Consider the following 21,322-nt stretch of genomic DNA (forward strand, 5'->3'; position numbering starts at 1 on the left):
TTTCTTATAATCAGGTTATCTTAGCAAAATTAATTCTTTTTTCTATAACCACACCATAGCATATTTGTAAAATGGATAAAGCCGAACTAATTGCCTCTTCGTACCCTTTTAAGCCAACGGCAGAGCAGCTGGTGTTTTGTACTAAAGTTGCAGGGTTTTTAGCTGCTGAATTGGATGATGCCTGCTTTATATTAAGGGGCTATGCGGGAACTGGGAAAACTACTTCTGTAGCAGCGCTGGTTAAATCACTTAACCGGTTTAAGTTGAGGGCAACTTTACTGGCCCCTACAGGGAGGGCGGCTAAAGTGATGGGCAATTATACAGGCAGAACAGCATTAACCATCCATAAAAAAATCTACAGAAAGCGGGTGGCTGCCGCTATAGATATGTCTTTTCAGCTGGCGCCAAACCTGGCAGAACATACTTTGTTTATTGTTGATGAGGCATCTATGATTGCTGATGAGTGGAACACGCAAAGTGGATCTTCTTTTTTGAAAGACTTGTTAGAATTTATATACAATGGCAAGAACTGTGGGGTAATCTTTGTAGGTGATACAGCACAATTGCCTCCGGTTGGTAGTATAGATAGTCCGGCTTTAAATAAAAGCTATTTACAGGATAACTTTGGTCTGAGGGTTACAGAGGTAGAATTAAAAGAGGTGGTGCGCCAGGAAAAAAAATCAGGCATACTGGCCAATGCTACGATGCTTCGGAAAATGATTCATGCGCATGAACAGGACGAAATGCCGATTCCTAAATTTAAGACCAAAGGTTATAAGGATATTTTTAGAATGACGGGTGTAAAACTTGTTGAAGGGCTGGAATATGCTTATGGTAAGTTTGATATAGAAAATACCTTAATGGTTTGCCGGTCTAACAAATCTGCGAATGTATACAACCAGCAAATACGCAGCCGCTTGTTGTACCGTGAGGAAGAGTTGACTGGTGGTGACCAGATTATGGTGGTGCGCAACAATTATTTCTGGCTGCCCGATAATGAATCTACTTCTTTTATTGCCAATGGGGATATGGCCAGAATAACACGGGTAAGAAATGTTGAGGAACGTTATGGTTTTAGGTTTAGTGAGGTGCAAATGGAGTTCTTGGATTATCCAGATGCAGGTGCAATTACCTGCAAGGTGATGCTGGATACTTTACAAGCAGAAAGTCCTAATCTTTCTTATGAGGAAAGTAAGAAATTATTTGAAGGCCTTTCTTTGGATTATGAACACATTACCAATAAAAGAGAGCGTTTAAATGCCATAAAAGATGATCCTTATTATAATGCGTTGCAAATTAAATTTGCCTACGCAGTAACCTGCCACAAAGCGCAGGGCGGACAATGGGATGCTGTGTTTGTTGATCAGGGTTACCTGACGGATGAAATGATAGACCTTGACTTTTTACGCTGGTTATATACAGCAGTAACAAGGGCAAAAAGTGAACTATTCCTGGTTAACTTTGCACAAACCCTTTTTACAGAGCCGCTTGAAGATCAATATTAACTTATAAAAAAACAGCGCCGAATGGCGCTGCTGTACTATTTTAATGTAATGTTTGCTTTGGCCAGGGTATGCGCACTAAAGTATCCCAATGCGCCATTATTGATGTTTGAAGGCGGATTGCCAGGGGTTACCCCACCGCCAGGCCCGTTTTGGGTTTGCTGACTTAAAGTGCTCCAGTAGGTAAAAATATTTTTATCAATGCATTGCATCTCTACATCTGCTTTATCACCTATGGCCAGCTCTTTGTTATCGTCTTCACTATAAAATAAAATGCTGGTTACTTCATTACCATCAGTAAAACGATCGTTTTCTGTAAATACTTGTTTGGTTTGTATGCCATTCACTTTTAAAATGAAACGGTACTGGTTCGCAACTGCCACCGGGTCTTTATAATGAACTTGGACTTGTTTGTTATCATCTCCACCAAACGTAATGTTTTTTATACTTAGGGAATCGATGGCTACCGGCTGGGGCATGGTAGAAAGAGCTTTGTAGATTGTGTTTTTTACAGATACATTCATGGTATAGGTACGGCCGCTTTCTCCCTTCAATGCAGCTATGGTGTAAATTCCAGGACTACTTTCTGTATAAGTATAGGAATGGCCGGCGTCATCGGTAACATTTACAATGGCACCGGTAACTGCGGGGTAGATATTGCTGGAGGTGTAAGGAACAGATTCCGTAATTTTAATGGTTTGGGTACCCAGCTGATCTGTCAGGCTCCCTTCAATTACCAATACGCTTGCCGGAGTATCCAGTTTTACATCAATAACCTTTTCGCAGGCACTTAGAGAGATAGCGATGATGATGAAGCAAAAGAATTTGATATAATTGAGCATGGCTGTTAAAATTTGAAGTTATAAGTTACTGAGGGAATGATACCGAATAAGCTGATCTGTACAGCTTCAGTTTGTGATGGGTCATCCTTTTTGTCGCGGAACTGAATGGCATAAGGATTTTGCCTGTTTAAAGCATTGTACAATCCAAAGCTCCAGCTGGAGCGGTATTTCTTTGTTTCTTTTGCTTTTAGCGTAGCGCTAACATCCAGGCGGGAAGTATAAGGCATTCTGCTGGCATTTCTTGCGGTGTAGTAGTAGGTGGTAAGGCCACCGATGTTATATTTTCCGGCCGGATAGGTTACTGCATTTCCGGTACTGTAGATGTAGTTGGCTGAGAAAGTCCAGCGTGGGCTTACGTTATAAATTCCCACCAGAGAGAGGTCATGCGTACGATCTTGTCTGGCCGGAAAATAGTTGCCATTGTTAATGCCCTCAAATTTACGCTCCGTTTTTGCCAGCGTATAACTGATCCATCCGGTAAGCTTGCCTCTTGTTTTTTTAGCATACAATTCCAATCCATAAGCGCGGCCTATTCCATATAGCAATTCAGATTCTACTTCATCATTAGCAATAAGTTCGGCCCCATCTTTATAGTCTATTTGATTTTGCAGCCACTTGTAATAAACTTCTGCAGAAAATTCAAATGCATTGTCTTTTGCATTTTTAAAATATCCTAAAGCCACCTGATCTGCAAGTTCTGGTTTAATGTTGTTGCTGCTCATTACATATTGATCTGTTGGTGAGCTGGTGTTGGCATTGGTTAAGATGTGGATATTTTGAGTATTGCGGTTGTAAGCGGCCTTAATGGAGTTTTCATCGTTTAAGCTATAGCTAAAAGACACACGCGGCTCTGGATAAAGGTATGTTTTTGCTGGCCCTGGGTTAAGCAGAGAGAACGAACTGAGCCTAAGACCGTACAAAACGTTTAATTTTTCTGTTAGTGTCCATTCATCAGAGACATAAGCGGCAAGTTCAAGTCCGTTTCGTTTTCGTAGTGACAAGGGGTTGAAGGAAGAATTGCCGGCAGTAGTAATATCTGAAGGTGCTATCTGGTGATGGGTTGCCTGCATACCAAACCGTATAATGTGGTTTTTAGCGTAATATTGCAGGTCTTCTTTGATGTTGAAATCACGAATCAGGGAAGTTATCCTGGCATTGTTGTCATCGCTTAGTAACTCAATAGCATAACTGTATTTATTGAAAATAAAGGAAGTATTGGAAAAAAGCTTATCATTAAATACGTGATTTAGCCTAACTGTAGCGGTTGTATTACCCCAGTCGTTGGCAAAAAGGTCTTTGATGCCTATGTTGTCCTGCCCAAAATACCCAGACAGATAAAGCGTATTTTTATCATCAAATTTGTAATTTATTTTTGCGTTAATGTCGTAGAAATTGAGCGTATTTCCTTTAATTGAAGAATCTGGTGAAGCTTTAAGCAGCAAATCTATGTAGGTACGGCGGGCGCTAAACATAAATGAACTTTTATTCTTTACTATTGGGCCTTCTGCTTTAATGCGGGAAGAAATCAATCCAATGCCACCTTCAAATGCATACTCTTTATCGTTACCATCCTGCATTTTAACGTCAAGCACCGAAGATAATCTTCCACCGTATTGTGCTGGCATCCCACCCTTATAGAGACTTACATCTTTAATGGCATCTGCGTTAAAAGTAGAGAAAAACCCAAGTAAATGCGATGAATTGTATACAATAGCTTCATCAAGAAGAATAAGGTTCTGATCGGCTGCACCACCACGTACAAAAAATCCTGTACTTCCTTCACCACCTGATTTAACGCCGGGTAGTAGCTGAATGGTTTTAAGTACGTCTTTTTCTCCAAACAATACGGGCACATTGTTTAAATCCTGCATGTTAAGTTTATCCAGACCCATTTGCGGACTGCGTACATTTTCATTTTTACGGTCGCTGGACCTAATTACTACTTCTTCTAAGTCTGATGCTGGCTTAAGCTCTGCATTTACTTTTAATGCAGCACTGAGCGTGATTTTTTTTGTATATGACTGATATCCGGCATAGCTTACAGTGAGGTCATAAGTACCCTGACTATTGGTAAGGGAATAAAAGCCGTAGGCATTTGTCATAGCTCCAGAACGGTTTTCAGGATTCTGAATTTTAACAGTGGCACCGATGAGTGTTTCTCCGGTGGTCGCATCTCTAACGGTGCCGCTTAAAGTAAATTGTTGTTTTTTTGTTGTGGGTTGCTGAGCATTTGCAGCAAATTGGAAGAGAAACGCAATGGCAATACAAAGGGCAAGTGCATAGTAATAGGACTTCTGTCGCATAGATTAGTATGTTGTTGTAATTTGATATATAGACGCAAATATGAGCTATTAATTACAACAACATACAAATTTAATATAGCCGGGTTAGCATCAGCTACTTTCCTTTTTTAACGTTTACTTTCTTTGCGTCTTTTGCTGTTGCTGCATCTTCAGGTTCGGGTCCCCTGGGTTTTTCTCCTTTGGCAGCAGTTGTTTTTGTTTTATCAGTAGTTTTCATGCTGTTGGTTTTTAGGGTTAATTGTTATGAAGATTAAACAAAGCAGATGTTGCTTGGTTTTAATTACTTTTGAATATGGCAGACACTTTTCAATACAGTTTTATCAAATCTGAAGAGGAATTTTCCATTTTTGTGGAGAGCATAGGGCTGTTTGGAAATTTCTCTGGATCGGATAAAAACCTGGTTGTATTGCCTGATGGGCGAATTGATCTATTCTTTATGCAAACCTCGACAGATCACTTTCAGGTATTATTGATGGGTCTGGAAACCGAACCAGAGCAAAGAACCGTCCCCTCTGGCATGTACGCTTATGCGGTGAGTTTTACCCCTCTGGGTTTAGAATATGTGTTGCAAACCAGTATTGCCGATATACTAAATACAGCAAGGAAGCTACCAGTTCACTTTTGGAATAACCAAAAAGAGAACTTTAAAGATCTGGATACATTTAAAGATTTTGTAATGGAAAAGATAACCGCACTTATACCTCAACAAATTGAGGAGAGGAAGCGTAGGCTTTTCGATTTGATTTACGCGTCTAAAGGAGAAATGAGTGTTGCTGAACTTTCTAAACGTGTTGGTTGGAGCAGCAGACAAATTAATCGTTATTTTAATGCCCAATTTGGCTTGTCTTTAAAGGCTTACAGTGACATTCTACGGTTTAGAGCATCTTTGGAGCATATAGCTGTAGGAAAGCTATTTCCTGAACTTGATTTTAGTGACCAAAGCCATTTTATTAAAGAGATTAAAAAATATTCGGGCGTTTTGCCTAAAGATTTATCGAAAAACAAAGATGACCGATTTGTACTATTATCTGTCCTGAAGCAGAAATAATTTTGTGTCTTCAAATAAGAAGGATATGAAATTAGAAAATAAACAAATTGCAATTATTGGCGCCGGTCCGGGAGGGCTTACCTTAGCCAAACTTCTTCAGCTACAGGGAGTGGTAGTAAAAGTGTATGAAAGAGATCAAAATGCAAATGCCCGGGTACAAGGCTCTCCATTAGATTTACATGAAGAATCTGGCCTGGCGGCATTAAAAAAAGCAGGTTTGTTTGATGTCTTTAAAAGCAGTTTTATGCCGGGTGCAGATAAAAAGCTCATTATGAACGAGCAGGCCGAGGTGCTGTTTAGCGATCATGAGTATAAGGTGGAAGAAAATTTTGGAGATCAGCATTTTCGTCCTGAAATAGATCGGGGAGTGCTGAGAAGTATTCTTCTGGAGTCTTTAACCGCAGATACTGTTTTTTGGGATAGCAAGTTTATAAATATGCAAATGCAGCAGGAGGGTTGGTTGCTCACTTTTGGTAATGGTTCAAGCGCATATGCTGATCTGGTTATAGCGGCCGATGGTGCAAACTCTAAAATTCGGCCATATTTAACTGATATTAAGGCTTTTTATACGGGTATTATCATGATGGAGGGTAATATTTATGATGCGGAAAATAATGCAAGTCAAATTAACGCTTTGCTGAAGGGTGGCAAAATAATGGCTTTTGGAAAAGAGCAAAACCTGCTTTTAGGACAAAAGGCGAATGGTGAGATTGGGTTTTATGCCAGTTTTAAGGCTAATTCGGACTGGGTAGGTGACAACGATCTTTCAAAAGCAGACCGCAAGCAGCTGTTAGCCTGGTTTAAAGAGAAGTATCAGGGATGGGCTGCTGTTTGGGATGAACTATTTGAGCAAACGGAATTACCTATTGTACCAAGGCCCATATATTGTATGCCTCTAGATCAATCCTGGGCTTCGATGCCTAACCTTACTATGCTTGGCGATGCAGCGCACGTAATGCCACCTTTTGCGGGCGAAGGGGTAAATATGGCTATGTTGGACGCCTTAGAGTTGAGTGAGTGCCTGGTTTCGTTACAATATGGTGCCATTTACGAAGCTATTGAAAGCTATGAGCGTAACATGTGTAAAAGGGCTTCTATCATCGCAAAAGAATCTTTGGATAATGGCCAAATGATGCATGCCGAAGATGCTTTAGAAAATATGCTGGTTTTTTTTAGTGGACATGAACATTGAGCGGTAAACATTTGCTATATTCTGATATTCCAGAGGAATGCTCAAATCTTCAGACCAGATAACTGTCTTTAGCAAATTATTAAATATTTCCAAAATACAAAAAGGCCCCTTGAGATGGTCTCAGAGGCCTTTTTTGGTGGAGCTGAAGGGGTTCGAACCCTTGTCCAGTCGCGTGGCAAATTATGCCTTCTACATGCTTATTTTCCAATTGGTTTTCGGGATCAGACGGGCTGGAAGCCGACCTTATCTTTCTCCTTAGATACTTTATCTCGCAAATGTACCGTACCCTTACAAATGCCAGCGTCGTTATTTCGATGCCCCTGATTCCGGCCTAATAACGCAGCAGCCAGAGGGACAAAAGCTATCTAATTCTAAATTAGGCAGCTAAGGCGTAGTTATTTTCGCCAATCAAAGTGTGAACGTTCTCTTTAAAGTGCTCTCCGTACAACGCACTGCATGCTTACATACGTACCTCCGCCCTGTCAAATCCAAAACAGCCCCGGTACCATATCTGATGGTGTGTGGGTAACTAATCCTTTCCAACCATCAGACTGCAAAAATACAAAATTTATACCAAACTCTACGCAAAATTATAAGCGATGCTAAATTGTAATCCTTCCGCCGGCAACCGGAATGGTAGCGCCGGCAATGTAACTTGCTTCCTCACTGGCTAAAAATACATAAGCTGGCGCAACTTCTACGGGTTGCCCAGGCCTGCCCATAGGCGTATCCTTTCCAAAGTTTTCAGGTTCGGGCATGGTAGAAGGAATAAGTGGCGTCCATATTGGCCCAGGTGCTACTGCATTTACACGAATCCCTTTACCCTGCATCAGTAACATTTGTGCCAGATTTGCTGTAAAATTTTGTATCGCCCCTTTTGTAGCTGCATAATGAAGTAGCACAGGGGAGGGAGAATAAGAATTTACGGAGGCCGTATTAATGATGCTGCTGCCTGGTTTCATGTGTGGCTCGGCAGCTTTGCAGAGGTAAAACATGGCTGTGATGTTGGTGTCAAAAGTTCTGCGCCATTCTTCAGCGGGGATCTCCTGCAAGGTATCTCTGCCCATTTGAAAAGCCGCATTGTTAATCAGGATATCCACCTGCCCAAATTCGGCAACAGCGGTATCAATGATGTGCTGGCAGTGACTTTCTTCTCTGATATCGCCCCGTACCAGGACTGCTTTTCCTCCGGCCTTCTCTACAAAGGCTGCTGTTTTTTTAGCATCATTATCCTCTTCGCTGCTCAAATAGCTAATGAGTACATCAGCACCCTCTCTGGCAAAGGCAATGGCAATTGCTTTTCCAATTCCAGAGTCACCGCCAGTAATTACAGCTTTTTTACCGGTAAGCTTTCCGCTGCCTTTGTAAGATTCTTCGCCATGATCGGCTTTTGGTTCCAACTGGTTTTCTGTACCTGGTGTCTCTTGTTGCTGTTTTGGGAAAGGGGGGACCGGGTATTTTTTTGCCGGATTAACAGATTCATTTGTTGTTTTCATAGGTAAAAGGATTGATTACCAGATTTAACAAGTCGGGCTGTAATTTGTTCCCTAAAATTTATATTGGGTCAACTGGCTATCCAAATGCCTAATTCGCAATTAATGTGCTATAATTTATGTAGTTTAGTAAAACATATTTCGCCTTATGCGTATTATGGTTGTTATGGATTCAAAACGTTTTACCAAATGCGCATTTGTTGTGTTATTGCTGGCCCCGATTTTAGTATCGGCACAGAACCCCACGAACGTTTTACAGCAGAACACTGTAGTTAAAAGAGATACCGCTAAACAAACGGATCTGATAGATTTAGCTAAAGCACTCTTTAAAATTAGTCCTAAAAAAATACGGACAGAGCGTGACAAAAAGGTGTATTTTTCTTTTCTGCCGGTTAGCAGTGCCGTTCCCGGTGGAAGTGGACGAGCGCTGATTACCAGTACAACCGCTGCAACTTATCTTGGGCCGAGGAAAACCACAAACATATCGTCAGCCACATTTACGCCGTACCTTAACTTTAAAGGACGATATGGATTGCCTCTTCGCTCCAGTATTTGGCTACCAAATAATGAGTGGCTGATACAAGGCGACATACGCTTTCTTGTATATCCACAATATACCTGGGGATTGGGAAGTCAGGCTGCAAATGCTACCCCAACGCTGGTAGATTATAACTACATCCGTTTTTATCAAAGTGCACTCAAACAAATAAAGCCCTACTTTTTTGCAGGTCTGGGTTACAATCTGGATTACAGGTTTAACATTGGTACTGATGACCCGAATGTAAATTTAAAGCAGTATACAAAATATGAATACGGTACAGAAAAGAATTCATTTTCATCAGGATTAAGTCTTAACCTCCTTTATGATACGCGTAACAATTCATTGAATCCACTTCCGGGAATGTACGGGAATTTCATTTACCGGGTAAATCCAGGTTTCCTTGGAAGTAACAATTCATGGAGTTCAGTTTATCTGGATGTAAGAAAATATATCTCTTTAAACCCTGCAAAGCCCATTCAACAAAATACACTTGCATTGTGGTCTTACATGTGGACGAGCCTCAGCAATAAAGTACCATACCTTGATTTGCCTAGCGTAGGCTGGGATCCGTTAAATAGATCTGGTCGTGGTATGGAACAAAACAGGTACCGTGGAAAGTCTTTATTTTACCTGGAAGCAGAATATAGAAGAGACATTACCAATAATGGTTTACTGGGGTTTGTGGTTTTTAGCAATGTCAATAGCGTTAGTGGTTCAGGAGCGCTCTTTACCTCATGGAAACCAGCCGCAGGAACAGGCTTACGCGTTAAGTTTAATAAGGCCTCTAAAACCAATATCGGTATGGATTATGGTTTTAGTAAAGGGTTTAGTGGTTTAACCTTCAATATCGGCGAAACTTTTTAAGCTTATTTTAGCCTGGCATTGTATACAAGCAGGCCGAAAGGGATTTTAGGTTCAATCCATGTTGACTTTGGAGGTAGAGAATTGCCTTTTTCTGCCTGTGTAATCAATTGTTCAATGCCCATTGGGTAAAGGGTAAAAGCAACAGCATCAGGTTCTTTTGAAAGTTTGTATAGCATTGCAGGTAAACCCTGATCTGGACCATAAGAATACAGCCTTTGGTCGTTTCTAGGGTCTTGTATGTCAAATAACGGTTTCAGAACTTTTTCCTGAAGAATGCTAACGTCCGGATTATTCTTCATTTCATATAAATCTGTCTTAAGCGATAATTTAAACCGTTTGCCTTTATAAAAAAGTCCGATGTGATGAGGCTGGTCCGCCAGGATTGCTTTACCATTTGTGCCCGCAGTGATAGCAAACCACTTTCCAATGGTGTCAAAAAATAATTTCTCGTTGATTGGGCTTTTAGGGATCACCAATCTGTGGAACGCGCTGATCCGGATTTGTTCAGTAGAAACGTAAAGTGTAGAAATCCACTGTTTTTCGGTTTTATGTTGCTCAGCAGCTGCGGCCATTCGGTGATGGCCGTCGGCAATGTATACCTTATCAAGTTTTAAAAAAGCTTCTCTAAATTGCTTGATGAATTCTGGTATAGTTACCTTCCAAATTCTATGATATTGATTGTTTTGGTAAAAAGATTCTGGCTCATAATTGGTTGTAATGGCCCCAATTAGTCGGTTAATGGCTGTAGCCGGTCTGTAGCACAGTAGCACTGGCGATCCTTCCAGTCCTGCGTTTTCCCGTTGCATCCTTATTTTTTCCTCGTTGTTGCTGATCGTGCGTTCATGGCAAATGATTTTTCCGTCTGCCATGTCTTGAACGTCTGTAAGCGCCCAAATACCTGTTTGGCTTCCAAGGGCCGTTTCTTGTTCGTAAATGTAAATAGCGGGTTGCTCATCTACAGTATAATTTCCCATCTCCAGCAACTCGTCCAGCTGGCTGTTTTTGTTTTCTGGTAAAAAGTTATATCCGTTGGTGCGGATGGCACGAAATGCGTTGATGTTAGCCATGTTTAGAAATAGAATCTGTATGTATTTTTTACACTAAGTAGTTTTGGTTCAGGTTATACTGTTGTTTTAATGACCTTGTCAAAGGTATTTGATTTTGTACATAGGGAGGTAGTTTTTGATCCAAAAAAAAGGCTGCAACATCTTTCAATGTGCAGCCTTTTTAACGCTTAACCGGAGTTTAAACTTTTCCGGGATATTGTTGCAGTGCTATGGTCAAACAATCCATTGCTTTATTTAAGTCATCGATGTTCAACACATAGGCCATCCGAACTTCATTTTTACCAGAACCCGGAGTGGAATAAAATCCGGTAGCAGGCGCCATCATTACCGTGGCACCATCATGGCTAAAACTTTCCAGCATCCACTGACAGAATTTATCAGAGTCGTCTATAGGAAACTTGGCTACCACATAAAATGCACCACCCGGATTAGGGCAAAACACACCTTCAATGCCATTTAAACGAGATACTAAGGTGTTTCTACGTAAAGTATATTCTTTATTTACGGCTTCAAAATAGCTGTCAGGCGTATCTACAGCAGCTGTTCCTGCAATCTGTTCTACCATACCCGGACTTAATCTTGCTTGTGCAAACTTCAATCCTGATTTAATCACTTCTTTATTTTTGGTAATTAAGCAACCTAACCTTGCGCCACAGGCACTGTATCTTTTAGAAACGGTATCCATAATCACTACGTTTTCCTCCAATCCATCAAGATGCATCGGTGAAATAAATTCTTTACCATCATAACAAAATTCACGGTAGGCTTCATCAGAGAACAAGAAAAGATCGTATTTTAAACACAGTTCTTTTAAGGCTTCCAGTTCTTCTTTAGAATATAGATAACCGGTTGGGTTGTTCGGGTTGCAGATGATGATGGCTTTGGTTTTAGCCGTAATCAGTTTTTCAAATTCTGCGATAGGAGGTAAGGCGAAACCATTTTCAATATAAGAAAGGATTGGCTTAACCACAACATTGCTCATACAAGCAAAGCCATTGTAGTTTGCATAAAATGGCTCTGGGATTATAATTTCATCACCTTCATTTACACAGGTTTGCATGGCAATGGTAATGGCTTCAGAACCACCCATGGTTACCATAATGTCTTCAGGAGTAATATGATAACCCAGTTTATTGTAATACTCTGCGAGTTTAGTCCTGTACTGTATAGTGCCTTCAGAGTCTGTGTATGCCCAAACGTTGAAATCAATATTTTTTATGGCATTGAGCATTCCTTCTGGTGTAGCAATATCTGGCTGGCCAATGTTTAAATGGTAAACTTTCTTACCATCTTTTTTGGCCTGCGCTGCAAAAGGAGTTAATTTTCTAATTGGTGAAGCGGGCATATGAAGCCCTTTTTCTGAAATATGTGGCATGCTGCAAAAATAAAAAACCCCGATGATTATCGGGGCTTTTAAAAATAATTATTTAAATAGTTTTAAGCAGGTATTATTTTGTGCTCGCGGCAACTGTTTCTCCTTTAATATACAACACTTTTGTAGTGGTTTTTGCATTTGAAGTAATGGTAATGCTCTTAGAAAAAGGAAGAGGAGAACCTGCAGGGTTATAAGTCACTTTTATAGAACCAGCTTCACCTTTTTTAACCGGGGTTTGTGTGTATACAGGCACAGTACATCCGCAGGTAGTCTCTACTTTAGTAATGATCAAAGGCTCATCACCAATATTCGTAAACTTAAAGTCTACAGAAACTGGTTTACCCAGTGGTACTTTACCGAAGTCATGAGATTCTTTGTCGAACTTAAATTCGGCAGGTTTAGTTTGCGCTTGTGTGGCTATTGTGATGCCTAAGATAAAAGATAATAGAATGATTAATTTTTTCATGACTGTTTGTTTTAAACAAAAATAACATTTTATTACTAAACAAGAACTATTCCAATAGATATATTACAAATACCGATGTAAGTCATAATTTGAGATTTTATGTATATTTGCAGATAATCAATTTGCTTATGATGCCTGATGTAAACCTGACAACAAACCCTATTGATGCTGCTGAATTGAGTTTTGACGATTTTAAATCCATTGTGATCAATGATTATAAAATCGCTTACGAAAGCAGACAAGCCAGCATACTTGGGCGCAAGGAGGTGTTGACAGGTAAGGCTAAATTCGGCATTTTTGGCGATGGGAAAGAACTGCCGCAAATTGCTATGGCCAAATCATTTAAAGAAGGTGACTGGCGCTCTGGTTATTACCGCGACCAAACATTTGCATTTGCTACAGGTATTTGCACCATGAAGGCTTTCTTTGCACAATTGTATGCTAATCCAGACATGGATGCAGAACCTGCTTCGGTAGGCAGGCAAATGAATTGCCATTTTGCTACCCGATCTTTAAACGAAGATGGTAGCTGGAAGGATTTAACAAAAATCAAAAACAGTTCTTCAGATATTGCACCTACAGGAGGCCAGATGGCTCGTTTGGTAGGTTTGGCCTATGCCTCAAAATTATACCGTCAAAACCCTGAATTGGACTATTTAAAGGATTTTTCTGTAAATGGAAATGAGGTTGCATTTGGTACTATAGGTAATGCCTCTACCTCCGAAGGGGTGTTTTTCGAAGCCGTTAACGCGGCCGGGGTACTCCAGATTCCAATGGCCATTTCTATTTGGGATGATGGATACGGAATTTCTGTACCTGCAAAATACCAAACTACCAAAGAAGATATTTCTGAGGTGCTGAAAGGTTTTCAGCGTGATGAAGATAATTTAGGTTACGAAATTTTTAAAGTTAAATGCTGGGATTACCCTGCCTTGTGCGAGGCTTATCAAAAAGCCATTGACATTTGCAGGGAGGAACATGTGCCGGCGTTGATCCATATTACTGAGGTTACGCAGCCTCAGGGTCACTCTACTTCTGGTTCTCATGAGCGTTATAAAGACAAACAACGCTTAGACTGGGAAAAAGAATATGACTGCATTCTGCAAATGCGTAAATGGATGTTGTCTTCTGCTATTGCGACTGATGAAGAACTTTTGGTCTTAGAAAATGAGGCTAAGAAGATGGTTAGAGATGCGCAAAGGGAAGCTTGGGTAGAATTTTTAGCGGATATTAAAATAGAAAAAGATCAGGTGATTGAAGTGATCAATAACCTGGCTAAAGGTAATTCGGCATTAACTAAAATTACTTCCGTACTTGCTAATACTACTGATGCCCAACGTAAGGAAATTATTTCTGCTGCCAGAAAAGCATTAAGGTTAACCATTAACCAGGTCTCGGAAGAAAGAGATTTGTTGATGAAATGGTATTATAAAGAAAAAGAAGTAAACGAAGACCGATACAATTCCAAATTGTTTACGGATGGAAAGGAAAGCTTGTCATCTGTAGAAATTATAGCACCAGAATATACAGAAGACAGCAAAATGCTGGACGGCAGGGAAATTTTAAATGCATGTTTTGATGCTAATTTTGCTAGAGACAAACGACTGGTTGCCTTTGGTGAAGACCTGGGCGCAATCGGAGATGTAAACCAGGGCTTTGCTGGCTTGCAGGCAAAATACGGTGAACTTAGAATTACCGATACGGGAATTAGGGAAATGACCATTGTAGGACAGGGCATTGGTCTTGCGTTACGTGGTTTGAAGCCCATTGCAGAAATCCAATATCTTGATTATTTATTGTACGCCATAAATGTTTTGAGTGATGACCTGGCCAGTTTATCTTACCGTACTAAAGCCGGACAAAAAGCACCGGTAATCATCAGGACGCGCGGACACAGGCTGGAAGGGGTGTGGCATTCTGGTTCACCAATGTCTATGATTTTGGGCTCTTTAAGGGGTTTACACATCTGCGTACCACGTAATATGACCCAGGCAGCAGGTATGTATAATACCTTGTTAAGGGCTGACGAACCCGCATTGGTTGTAGAGTGTTTAAATGGCTACCGGTTAAAAGAAATGTTGCCGGTAAATGTTGGAGAATATACGGTGATGCTGGGAAAGGCAGAAATTATAAGAACGGGTACAGATATTAGTATTGTTTCTTATGGTGCTACGCTTAGAATTGTTGAAGAAGCAGCTGAAGAACTTGAGCAGATGGGAATTTCTGTAGAAATTATTGATCCGCAAACCCTACTGCCATTTGATACTGATCACGTTTGTGCAGCTTCATTGAAAAAGACAAATAAATTATTGATTGTAGATGAAGATGTTCCTGGAGGAGCCAGTGCCTTTTTGTTGCAGCAAATATTAGAAGAGCAAAAAGGATATTATACATTGGATGCAGAGCCTAGAACATTAGCTGCTAAAGCACACCGAACTCCTTACGGAACGGACGGTGATTACTTTAGCAAGCCTTCTGTTGATGATGTAGTAGAAACTGTATATCAGATGATGAGCGGTTATAATGCCGCAAAGTTTCCTTCAATTTTTTAGTTTAGCGTTACCGCTTTATTTCTGAGTAGCATATCTGCAATAACCAATGCGGCCATTGCCTCCACAATTACTACGGCGCGTGGCACAACGCAGGGGTCATGGCGGCCTTTACCTTTTATTTCTGCCGCTTCGCCGGCTGCATTGATGGTTTGCTGGTTGTGCATAATGGTGGCTACAGGTTTAAAGGCAACCGTGAAATTGATTTCCATTCCATTTGATATTCCTCCCTGTATCCCACCAGAAAAGTTGGTAAGGGTTTTGGGCGCACCATCAGTAGCTAAAAATACATCGTTATGTTCTGAACCCTTCATTTCACTACCTGAAAAGCCAGAACCATATTCAAAGCCATGTACCGCATTGATGCTCAGCATTGCTTTACCTAAATCTGCATGAAGTTTATCAAAAACAGGTTCGCCCAGGCCTGCAGGGCAGTTTTGAATAATACAGTTTATTTTTCCTCCAATGGTATCGCCGTCCTTTTTAATCACCTCAATGCATTCAATCATCTGTTTTGCTGTAGCCGGGTCTGCACAACGTACTATGTTTTCCTCTCTCAATTCCAACAATTCAGCAATACTTGCCGATTTTAAATTCGGGGCGTTGATGGTACCAACAGCAGATACATGGGCAAAGATTTGTATGCCATAGTGGTTTAACAACATTTTAGCAATAGCACCGGCAGCTACCCTGGCTGCGGTTTCCCTTGCAGAGGAACGTCCGCCGCCCCTGTGGTCTCTTATTCCATATTTGGCATCATAAGTATAATCTGCATGAGAAGGACGGTAAACGTCTTTATTGTGTTCGTAATCCTTAGATCGATGGTCTTCATTTGGAATGAGTAAGGCTATAGGTGTCCCCGTGCTTTTACCTTCAAAAATGCCTGAAAGAATTTGTACCGTATCACTCTCTTTACGCTGGGTAGTGATTTTGGATTGCCCTGGTTTTCTTTTATCAAGTTCGGCCTGTATAAAATCCAGGTCAATGGGTAAACCTGCCGGACAACCATCGAGGATTACACCAATGGCCTGTCCGTGAGACTCGCCAAAGGTTGTTATTTTAAAGAGTTGTCCAAATGTATTTCCAGCCATGTTTTTTTCTGTTATCGTTAATTTAAAAAATCTGCTAATTGAATTCTCTGACGCTAAATCCTGCCTTTTCGAGGTCCTTCCAAAAATCCGGGTAAGATTTCTCTACCACCTGATAATCTTCAATTTCTACCTCTTTGATCAATAGGCTTAGCGGTGCAAAAGCCATAGCCATACGATGATCGTCATAGGTTTTAATGGTAATGTGTTCAGGGAAATTTAAATTTGTGCAATCTAAGGTGTAAACCTCATTATCTTCCAGCAGTTGCACACCTATTTTAGCCAGTTCATTTTGCAGTGCCTTAATGCGATCTGTTTCCTTAATTTTCAAAGTTTCCAGCCCCGTAAACCTGAGGTTTAGACCTTTTGCTGCAGCACAAACAATAATAGTTTGAGCCAGATCGGGACAATCCTTCAAGTTTAAAAAACCGTCGATTGTTTGCGGCTCAATTGCTGAAGAAATTTCAATTCCGGTGCCTTTTCTGATGGTTTGTATGCCAAGTAATTGCATGATTTCCTGAATCCTGCTATCGCCCTGTAAGCTCTGTTCCTTTAGGTTTGGCAGTGTAACCACAGATTGATTTGCCAATGCAGCAATACTGTACCAATATGAACAGGCACTCCAATCAGGTTCTACCGTTAAATTGCTCTCCTTATAAGATTGGTGACTGATATGAATGGTATTGTTGGTCCATTCATGCTGTATCCCCGCTTCTTCTAGCATTTTTAAAGTCATTTCCAGGTATGGCCGGGAGGTAAGTTCACCTTCAATTTCAAGAGAAAGACCAAGTGGCAAGGCAGGGGCAATAAGCAACAAGGCAGATAAATACTGACTGCTGATGTTACCGGGTATTTTAACCCTATTGGTAAGCTGTTCAAAACCACCGTCAATGTGGAGTGGAGGGAAGCCTTCCTGACCTGCGTAACCGATACTTGCGCCAAGATGCTGTAATGCATCTACCAATAATTTTATCGGTCGCTCTTTCATTCTGCCAGATCCGGTGAGTTGAAACTGCCTGTCAACAGTAGATAGATAAGCCGTTAGGAAACGCATGGCGGTGCCCGCATGTCCCACATCAACCGTTAGCCGCTCTACCGAACCATCGCTGATATTTAACTGCGTTAAAATACCATTTAGAATAACAGTATCGGCCGCATCAGATAAATTGTGGACCTTAACCTGTCCTTTTGCCAAAGCCGAAAGAATCAATGCCCTGTTGCTTTCACTTTTTGAACCGGTTAAGGTAATCTCCGTATTAATATCTTTTGTTCCTGAAAAAGAAACGATTGCATTCTTTTTTGATGAAACCATAATGATGGCTTTAGGCTTTAACTTCAGTATGAGCCTCTGCAGCAATTCCCTGTGCTACTTTACCCGCATTCATAATTTCTGTTTGCTTGCGGATAGATTCACCGTGGACCATTTCCAGGAATTTTTCTACAAAATTGGTATCTAATTTTAAAGCACGTGCAAAAGAATGACCTTTTTTAATGATGGCATCCCAACGGTTAACTTGTAAAATAGTCACCTGATTATCGCGTTTAAATTCACCTATTTTACCTACAATTGCCATACGTTCGCCAAGTTTTTGAAGTAACAAATCGTCTATTTTGTCAATTTGCGCACGCAATCCTGCAAGTTGATCGGTAACTGCTTCATTTTTAGCTTCCGGACTACGCACCGTTAAACGGTCTGCCAGTTCACTTAATGCAGCAGGAGTAACTTGTTGTTTTGCATCAGTCCAGGCAACAGAAGGATCCAGGTGAGATTCGATCATCAAACCTTGCATATCTAAATCCAACGCTTTCTGAGCAATGTAAGGAATCAGTTCGCGGTTACCGCAAATGTGGCTTGGGTCATTAATAATTGGAAGTTCAGGACATAAAGTTTTTAGTTGAATCGCCAGCTCCCACATTGGTTCGTTACGGAATGAGCTTTTTTCAAATGAAGAGAAACCACGGTGAATAGCACCTAATTTAGTAATGCCAGCGCCATTAATACGTTCTAATGCACCTACCCACAGTTGTAGATCTGGGTTAACCGGATTTTTTACCAGTACTGGGATGTCTACGCCTCTTAATGCATCTGCGATTTCCTGAACAGTAAAGGGATTTACAGTAGATCTCGCACCTATCCATAAAATGTCAACACCAGCAGCCAAAGCTTCTTCAACATGTTTAGCATTGGCAACTTCTACAGCAGTAGGCAGACCAGTTTCAGCTTTCGCTTTTTTTAGCCATTCCAATCCAATACTACCAATGCCCTCAAATTCTCCAGGACGGGTACGTGGTTTCCAGATTCCCGCTCTTAAAACAGATACTTTACCGGTAGCGGCCAATAAATTAGCAGTGGTAAGCAATTGTTCTTCGGTTTCCGCACTGCATGGACCAGAGATAATTAAAGGTTGGTTTTTTACGTCTATCCAGCTCTCTAATGGTTGGATGTTTAAATTTAATTTCATTTCTAGGATATTAATATGGTGAATGGGTTGTTTACTATTTGTGTTTGTTTATACTTTGTCGTTTTTCTGATATTCGCCCATGATGTTAAAATTCACGGTGTATTTTAAAGTCTGACGGACCGCCTTTTCATAATTTTCGAGGTTTGTCCATTCCAGGTCTACATAGAAATAGTACTCATTGCGTTTTCCTAAAACAGGCATACTTTGTATTTTAGTTAGGTTTACTTCCTGTTCTGCAAAGATGTTGAGCACTTTAGATAAGGCGCCTACATGATTGATGACCTGGAAACAAATCGACGCTTTATTGATGTCTTTAACCGCCTCGGCTTTGTTGTTTTTAAGGACCAGAAAACGGGTGTAATTCTTTTTATTGGATTCTATCCGGCGTTCAATAATGTTTAACCCATACAATTCGGCAGCGAGGGAATTTGCAATGGCTACGGTATCGGTAAGTTGCTCATCCCTGATCCTTTTTGCGCAAGCTGCGGTATCACTGCTTTCAATTACCTGTATGTGTGGGTATTCGTCAAGGAAATCAATACATTGACGTAATGCAATAGGGTGAGAGGTGGCATATTTAATGTCTTCAAATTTAACACCAGGCAAGGCCATCAAGTGTAATTGGATAGGCAGGTATACTTCACCTACAATGGCAAAATTGTATTCGCGGATTAAAGTGTAATTAGGTAATAGACTACCTGCAATGGAGTTTTCTATGGCCATGATTACATAGTCTGCTTCATTTTGCTCGAGTTTTTCACAAGTTTGCTTAAACGAATTGCATTCTATGGTTTCAATGTCCCGGCCAAAGAATTTAAATGCGGCCTCTTCGTGAAAAGATGCTTTGATACCTTGAATTGCTACTTTTATTGCTGTCTCCATTTTTTGCTTAAAACAAAAAAGGTCCCGGCGTTATGCCGGGACCTTTCATATACATTATCTAGTTATTTTTGATTTCTGCATATCAGTCCCGGCTCTTACTAAAGTAGTAAAAGTAACCAAACCAATATGTAGTAACGTTGTTTTTCATTAGTTTTATTGTCTTTCAATTGTTATGAAGCTCTCCTGAGTTTATTGTTGTTTGCTAAATGCAAACTCAGAACGGTTTCATTAGTTTTATTGTCTGAATCCTAAGATATCCAGGTGTTTTTATTTTTAATTTTCCAAATGTAGTAAACAATTTTAATTTGTCAATAGGAAAATGAAAATATTATGAATTGTAGGCCAGGTTATAATAGTTTAGGCTCGCCACAATGTCTTGTTCTGTTACCCTGCAGTTGTATTCACATTTGCCAATTTTAGCCAGTAGCGAGAAAAGGATTTGTCCATGCTCATTCTTTTTATCACTTTGCATTAGCTCATTTAATTGTTCAAAACTCTCTGGTGCAATGGTGTATTTAGGGTAAATGCTGGTAATGTAACTGCAAATATCTTCCAATTCTGCCTCAGTCAGGCTACTGTTTTTAACAGACAAGTGCGCCTCGCAAATCATGCCGATGGCAATCGCTTCTCCGTGCGTAAGCGGCTTATCGTCATTGCTTAAGGAATAGCTTTCTACGGCATGGCCAATGGTGTGACCAAAGTTTAAAATCTTGCGCAGGCCTTTTTCCAATGGATCTTCTGTAACTACCTGATTTTTTATTTCTACAGAATGATATATAAGATCAGCATCTGGGTTCTTATAATCACTTAATTTAAGTTGTTTATAATAAGCTTCATCTGCAATTAAGCCATGTTTAATAATTTCTGCAAAACCAGATAACAGTTCCCTTTCAGGAAGGGTTTTTAGAAATGCAGTTTCAATAAATACAGCTTGAGGTAAGGTAAAAGTCCCCACCATATTTTTAACATTATCAATGTCAATTCCGGTTTTTCCACCAACAGAAGCGTCAACCTGGGATAATAAGGTAGTAGGAATGTTGATGAAATCGATACCTCTTTTGTAAGTTGAGGCCACAAAACCACCCATATCGGTAATTACACCACCACCAAGGTTAATCATCAGGCACTTTCTATCGGCTCCAAAATCCAGCAGGGTTTTCCAAATGCCGATACAGAAATCGATATTCTTATTTTCCTCTCCGGAATCTGTTTCTACCAGGTCGAAGGAGCTAAAATCGTCCAGCATTTCCTGAAACAAAGGAAGACAAGCTTCTGAGGTATTGCTGTCCGCAAAAACGAAAACCTTACTGTATTTTTCTTCTTCCAGCAGTGCGGCCAATGGTGATAGCTGCGTTTCAAAATAAATGTTGTGACCGGAACTGTTGATTGTTCTCATGAGGTTACCGTAATTTTTTTGCCCATAAAATCAATAACATCGCCACTGCGTACTTTTAATCTTTTGCGGTGATCTACTTTTCCATTGTATTTAACCAAACCGTCTTCTACAACTGTTTGGGCTTCACCACCACTTTGTACAAGACCAGTAGCTTTTAAAAGTGCTATAAGAGGAATAAACTCGCCTTCTAATTTAAATTCTATCATTGTAGGGCAAATTTACAATAATTACAAAGTATTACCTCCTATCGGG

Annotated in this window: 18 protein-coding genes and 1 other RNA gene; 5 read left to right on the top strand and 14 right to left on the bottom strand. The window is 40.4% G+C overall.

Features of this window, described 5'->3' with window-relative positions; translation table 11 throughout:
* Positions 1-71: 71 nt before the first annotated feature.
* Complete coding sequence (locus tag LPB86_RS14590) at positions 72-1,505, top strand: ATP-dependent RecD-like DNA helicase (protein ID WP_230645202.1); 1,434 nt, start codon at positions 72-74, stop codon at positions 1,503-1,505.
* 35 nt (positions 1,506-1,540) lie between these two features.
* On the opposite strand, the gene LPB86_RS14595 is transcribed toward LPB86_RS14590, so the two are convergent.
* The 3 genes from LPB86_RS14595 to LPB86_RS20860 all read right to left on the bottom strand — a co-directional run bounded on the left by LPB86_RS14595 (position 1,541) and on the right by LPB86_RS20860 (position 4,864).
* Positions 1,541-2,344 (bottom strand): DUF4249 domain-containing protein, encoded by an 804-nt coding sequence (locus tag LPB86_RS14595; protein ID WP_230645204.1) that lies wholly within the window; start codon positions 2,342-2,344, stop codon positions 1,541-1,543.
* 5 nt (positions 2,345-2,349) lie between these two features.
* The gene (locus tag LPB86_RS14600) at positions 2,350-4,647 is read right to left on the bottom strand and encodes a TonB-dependent receptor (RefSeq protein ID WP_230645206.1); all 2,298 of its coding nucleotides are present in this window, start codon (positions 4,645-4,647) and stop codon (positions 2,350-2,352) included.
* Between the two features lie 94 nt (positions 4,648-4,741).
* On the bottom strand, positions 4,742-4,864 hold the full coding sequence (locus LPB86_RS20860) for a hypothetical protein (RefSeq protein WP_255695550.1): 123 nt from the start codon (positions 4,862-4,864) through the stop codon (positions 4,742-4,744).
* Between the two features lie 75 nt (positions 4,865-4,939).
* On the opposite strand from LPB86_RS20860, the gene LPB86_RS14605 reads away from it, so the two are divergent.
* Positions 4,940-5,695, top strand: a complete 756-nt coding sequence (locus LPB86_RS14605) for an AraC family transcriptional regulator (RefSeq protein WP_230645208.1) — start codon at positions 4,940-4,942, stop codon at positions 5,693-5,695.
* Positions 5,696-5,720: 25 nt separating this feature from the next.
* Positions 5,721-6,887: an NAD(P)/FAD-dependent oxidoreductase gene (locus LPB86_RS14610; protein WP_230645210.1), complete on the top strand. Its 1,167-nt coding sequence runs from the start codon at positions 5,721-5,723 to the stop codon at positions 6,885-6,887.
* A 134-nt stretch (positions 6,888-7,021) separates the two neighbouring features.
* On the opposite strand, the gene ssrA is transcribed toward LPB86_RS14610, so the two are convergent.
* Positions 7,022-7,388, bottom strand: a transfer-messenger RNA (tmRNA) gene (gene ssrA / locus LPB86_RS14615).
* Positions 7,389-7,489: 101 nt separating this feature from the next.
* On the bottom strand, positions 7,490-8,383 hold the full coding sequence (locus LPB86_RS14620) for an SDR family oxidoreductase (RefSeq protein ID WP_230645212.1): 894 nt from the start codon (positions 8,381-8,383) through the stop codon (positions 7,490-7,492).
* A gap of 163 nt (positions 8,384-8,546) precedes the next feature.
* On the opposite strand from LPB86_RS14620, the gene LPB86_RS14625 reads away from it, so the two are divergent.
* Complete coding sequence (locus LPB86_RS14625; protein WP_230645214.1) at positions 8,547-9,785, top strand: BamA/TamA family outer membrane protein; 1,239 nt, start codon at positions 8,547-8,549, stop codon at positions 9,783-9,785.
* A 2-nt stretch (positions 9,786-9,787) separates the two neighbouring features.
* On the opposite strand, the gene LPB86_RS14630 is transcribed toward LPB86_RS14625, so the two are convergent.
* The 3 genes from LPB86_RS14630 to LPB86_RS14640 form a co-directional block, all read right to left on the bottom strand.
* Positions 9,788-10,852 (bottom strand): DUF1015 family protein, encoded by a 1,065-nt coding sequence (locus LPB86_RS14630; protein WP_230645216.1) that lies wholly within the window; start codon positions 10,850-10,852, stop codon positions 9,788-9,790.
* A gap of 178 nt (positions 10,853-11,030) precedes the next feature.
* Positions 11,031-12,227, bottom strand: a complete 1,197-nt coding sequence (locus tag LPB86_RS14635; protein ID WP_230645218.1) for a pyridoxal phosphate-dependent aminotransferase — start codon at positions 12,225-12,227, stop codon at positions 11,031-11,033.
* 73 nt (positions 12,228-12,300) lie between these two features.
* A complete protein-coding gene (locus tag LPB86_RS14640; protein ID WP_230645220.1) occupies positions 12,301-12,693 on the bottom strand; it encodes a DUF1573 domain-containing protein in 393 nt (130 codons plus the stop codon).
* Between the two features lie 128 nt (positions 12,694-12,821).
* Between LPB86_RS14640 and LPB86_RS14645 the strand changes: the two genes are divergently transcribed.
* Positions 12,822-15,245 carry a thiamine pyrophosphate-dependent enzyme gene (locus LPB86_RS14645; protein ID WP_230645222.1) on the top strand — a complete coding sequence of 808 codons (2,424 nt, stop codon included), beginning with the start codon at positions 12,822-12,824 and terminating at the stop codon, positions 15,243-15,245.
* On the opposite strand, the gene aroC is transcribed toward LPB86_RS14645, so the two are convergent.
* The 6 genes from aroC to LPB86_RS14675 all read right to left on the bottom strand — a co-directional run bounded on the left by aroC (position 15,242) and on the right by LPB86_RS14675 (position 21,276).
* A complete protein-coding gene (gene aroC / locus LPB86_RS14650; protein ID WP_230645224.1) occupies positions 15,242-16,333 on the bottom strand; it encodes a chorismate synthase in 1,092 nt (363 codons plus the stop codon). The genes LPB86_RS14645 and aroC overlap by 4 nt on opposite strands.
* Before the next feature lie 34 nt (positions 16,334-16,367).
* Positions 16,368-17,642: a 3-phosphoshikimate 1-carboxyvinyltransferase gene (gene aroA, locus LPB86_RS14655; protein ID WP_230645226.1), complete on the bottom strand. Its 1,275-nt coding sequence runs from the start codon at positions 17,640-17,642 to the stop codon at positions 16,368-16,370.
* A gap of 10 nt (positions 17,643-17,652) precedes the next feature.
* Positions 17,653-18,792: a chorismate mutase gene (locus tag LPB86_RS14660; RefSeq protein ID WP_230645229.1), complete on the bottom strand. Its 1,140-nt coding sequence runs from the start codon at positions 18,790-18,792 to the stop codon at positions 17,653-17,655.
* Positions 18,793-18,840: 48 nt separating this feature from the next.
* On the bottom strand, positions 18,841-19,674 hold the full coding sequence (locus LPB86_RS14665; protein WP_230645231.1) for a prephenate dehydratase: 834 nt from the start codon (positions 19,672-19,674) through the stop codon (positions 18,841-18,843).
* A 328-nt stretch (positions 19,675-20,002) separates the two neighbouring features.
* Positions 20,003-21,070, bottom strand: coding sequence for a 3-dehydroquinate synthase (gene aroB / locus LPB86_RS14670; protein ID WP_230645233.1), 1,068 nt, complete (start codon positions 21,068-21,070; stop codon positions 20,003-20,005).
* Positions 21,067-21,276, bottom strand: a complete 210-nt coding sequence (locus LPB86_RS14675; protein WP_230645235.1) for an RNA-binding S4 domain-containing protein — start codon at positions 21,274-21,276, stop codon at positions 21,067-21,069. Before LPB86_RS14675 ends, aroB begins: the two co-directional genes overlap by 4 nt.
* Positions 21,277-21,322: the final 46 nt, after the last annotated feature.

The organism is Pedobacter sp. MC2016-14, assembly GCF_020991475.1.
Taxonomy (GTDB): domain Bacteria; phylum Bacteroidota; class Bacteroidia; order Sphingobacteriales; family Sphingobacteriaceae; genus Pedobacter.

Excerpts from the sequence above, each read along its gene's own strand:
- LPB86_RS14590 (WP_230645202.1), top strand. The coding sequence starts at position 72 with ATGGATAAAGCCGAACTAATTGCCTCTTCGTACCCTTTTAAGCCAACG.
- LPB86_RS14595 (WP_230645204.1), bottom strand. The coding sequence starts at position 2,344 with ATGCTCAATTATATCAAATTCTTTTGCTTCATCATCATCGCTATCTCT.
- LPB86_RS14600 (WP_230645206.1), bottom strand. The coding sequence starts at position 4,647 with ATGCGACAGAAGTCCTATTACTATGCACTTGCCCTTTGTATTGCCATT.
- LPB86_RS20860 (WP_255695550.1), bottom strand. The coding sequence starts at position 4,864 with ATGAAAACTACTGATAAAACAAAAACAACTGCTGCCAAAGGAGAAAAA.
- LPB86_RS14605 (WP_230645208.1), top strand. The coding sequence starts at position 4,940 with ATGGCAGACACTTTTCAATACAGTTTTATCAAATCTGAAGAGGAATTT.
- LPB86_RS14610 (WP_230645210.1), top strand. The coding sequence starts at position 5,721 with ATGAAATTAGAAAATAAACAAATTGCAATTATTGGCGCCGGTCCGGGA.
- LPB86_RS14620 (WP_230645212.1), bottom strand. The coding sequence starts at position 8,383 with ATGAAAACAACAAATGAATCTGTTAATCCGGCAAAAAAATACCCGGTC.
- LPB86_RS14625 (WP_230645214.1), top strand. The coding sequence starts at position 8,547 with ATGGATTCAAAACGTTTTACCAAATGCGCATTTGTTGTGTTATTGCTG.
- LPB86_RS14630 (WP_230645216.1), bottom strand. The coding sequence starts at position 10,852 with ATGGCTAACATCAACGCATTTCGTGCCATCCGCACCAACGGATATAAC.
- LPB86_RS14635 (WP_230645218.1), bottom strand. The coding sequence starts at position 12,227 with ATGCCACATATTTCAGAAAAAGGGCTTCATATGCCCGCTTCACCAATT.
- LPB86_RS14640 (WP_230645220.1), bottom strand. The coding sequence starts at position 12,693 with ATGAAAAAATTAATCATTCTATTATCTTTTATCTTAGGCATCACAATA.
- LPB86_RS14645 (WP_230645222.1), top strand. The coding sequence starts at position 12,822 with ATGATGCCTGATGTAAACCTGACAACAAACCCTATTGATGCTGCTGAA.
- aroC (WP_230645224.1), bottom strand. The coding sequence starts at position 16,333 with ATGGCTGGAAATACATTTGGACAACTCTTTAAAATAACAACCTTTGGC.
- aroA (WP_230645226.1), bottom strand. The coding sequence starts at position 17,642 with ATGGTTTCATCAAAAAAGAATGCAATCGTTTCTTTTTCAGGAACAAAA.
- LPB86_RS14660 (WP_230645229.1), bottom strand. The coding sequence starts at position 18,792 with ATGAAATTAAATTTAAACATCCAACCATTAGAGAGCTGGATAGACGTA.
- LPB86_RS14665 (WP_230645231.1), bottom strand. The coding sequence starts at position 19,674 with ATGGAGACAGCAATAAAAGTAGCAATTCAAGGTATCAAAGCATCTTTT.
- aroB (WP_230645233.1), bottom strand. The coding sequence starts at position 21,070 with ATGAGAACAATCAACAGTTCCGGTCACAACATTTATTTTGAAACGCAG.
- LPB86_RS14675 (WP_230645235.1), bottom strand. The coding sequence starts at position 21,276 with ATGATAGAATTTAAATTAGAAGGCGAGTTTATTCCTCTTATAGCACTT.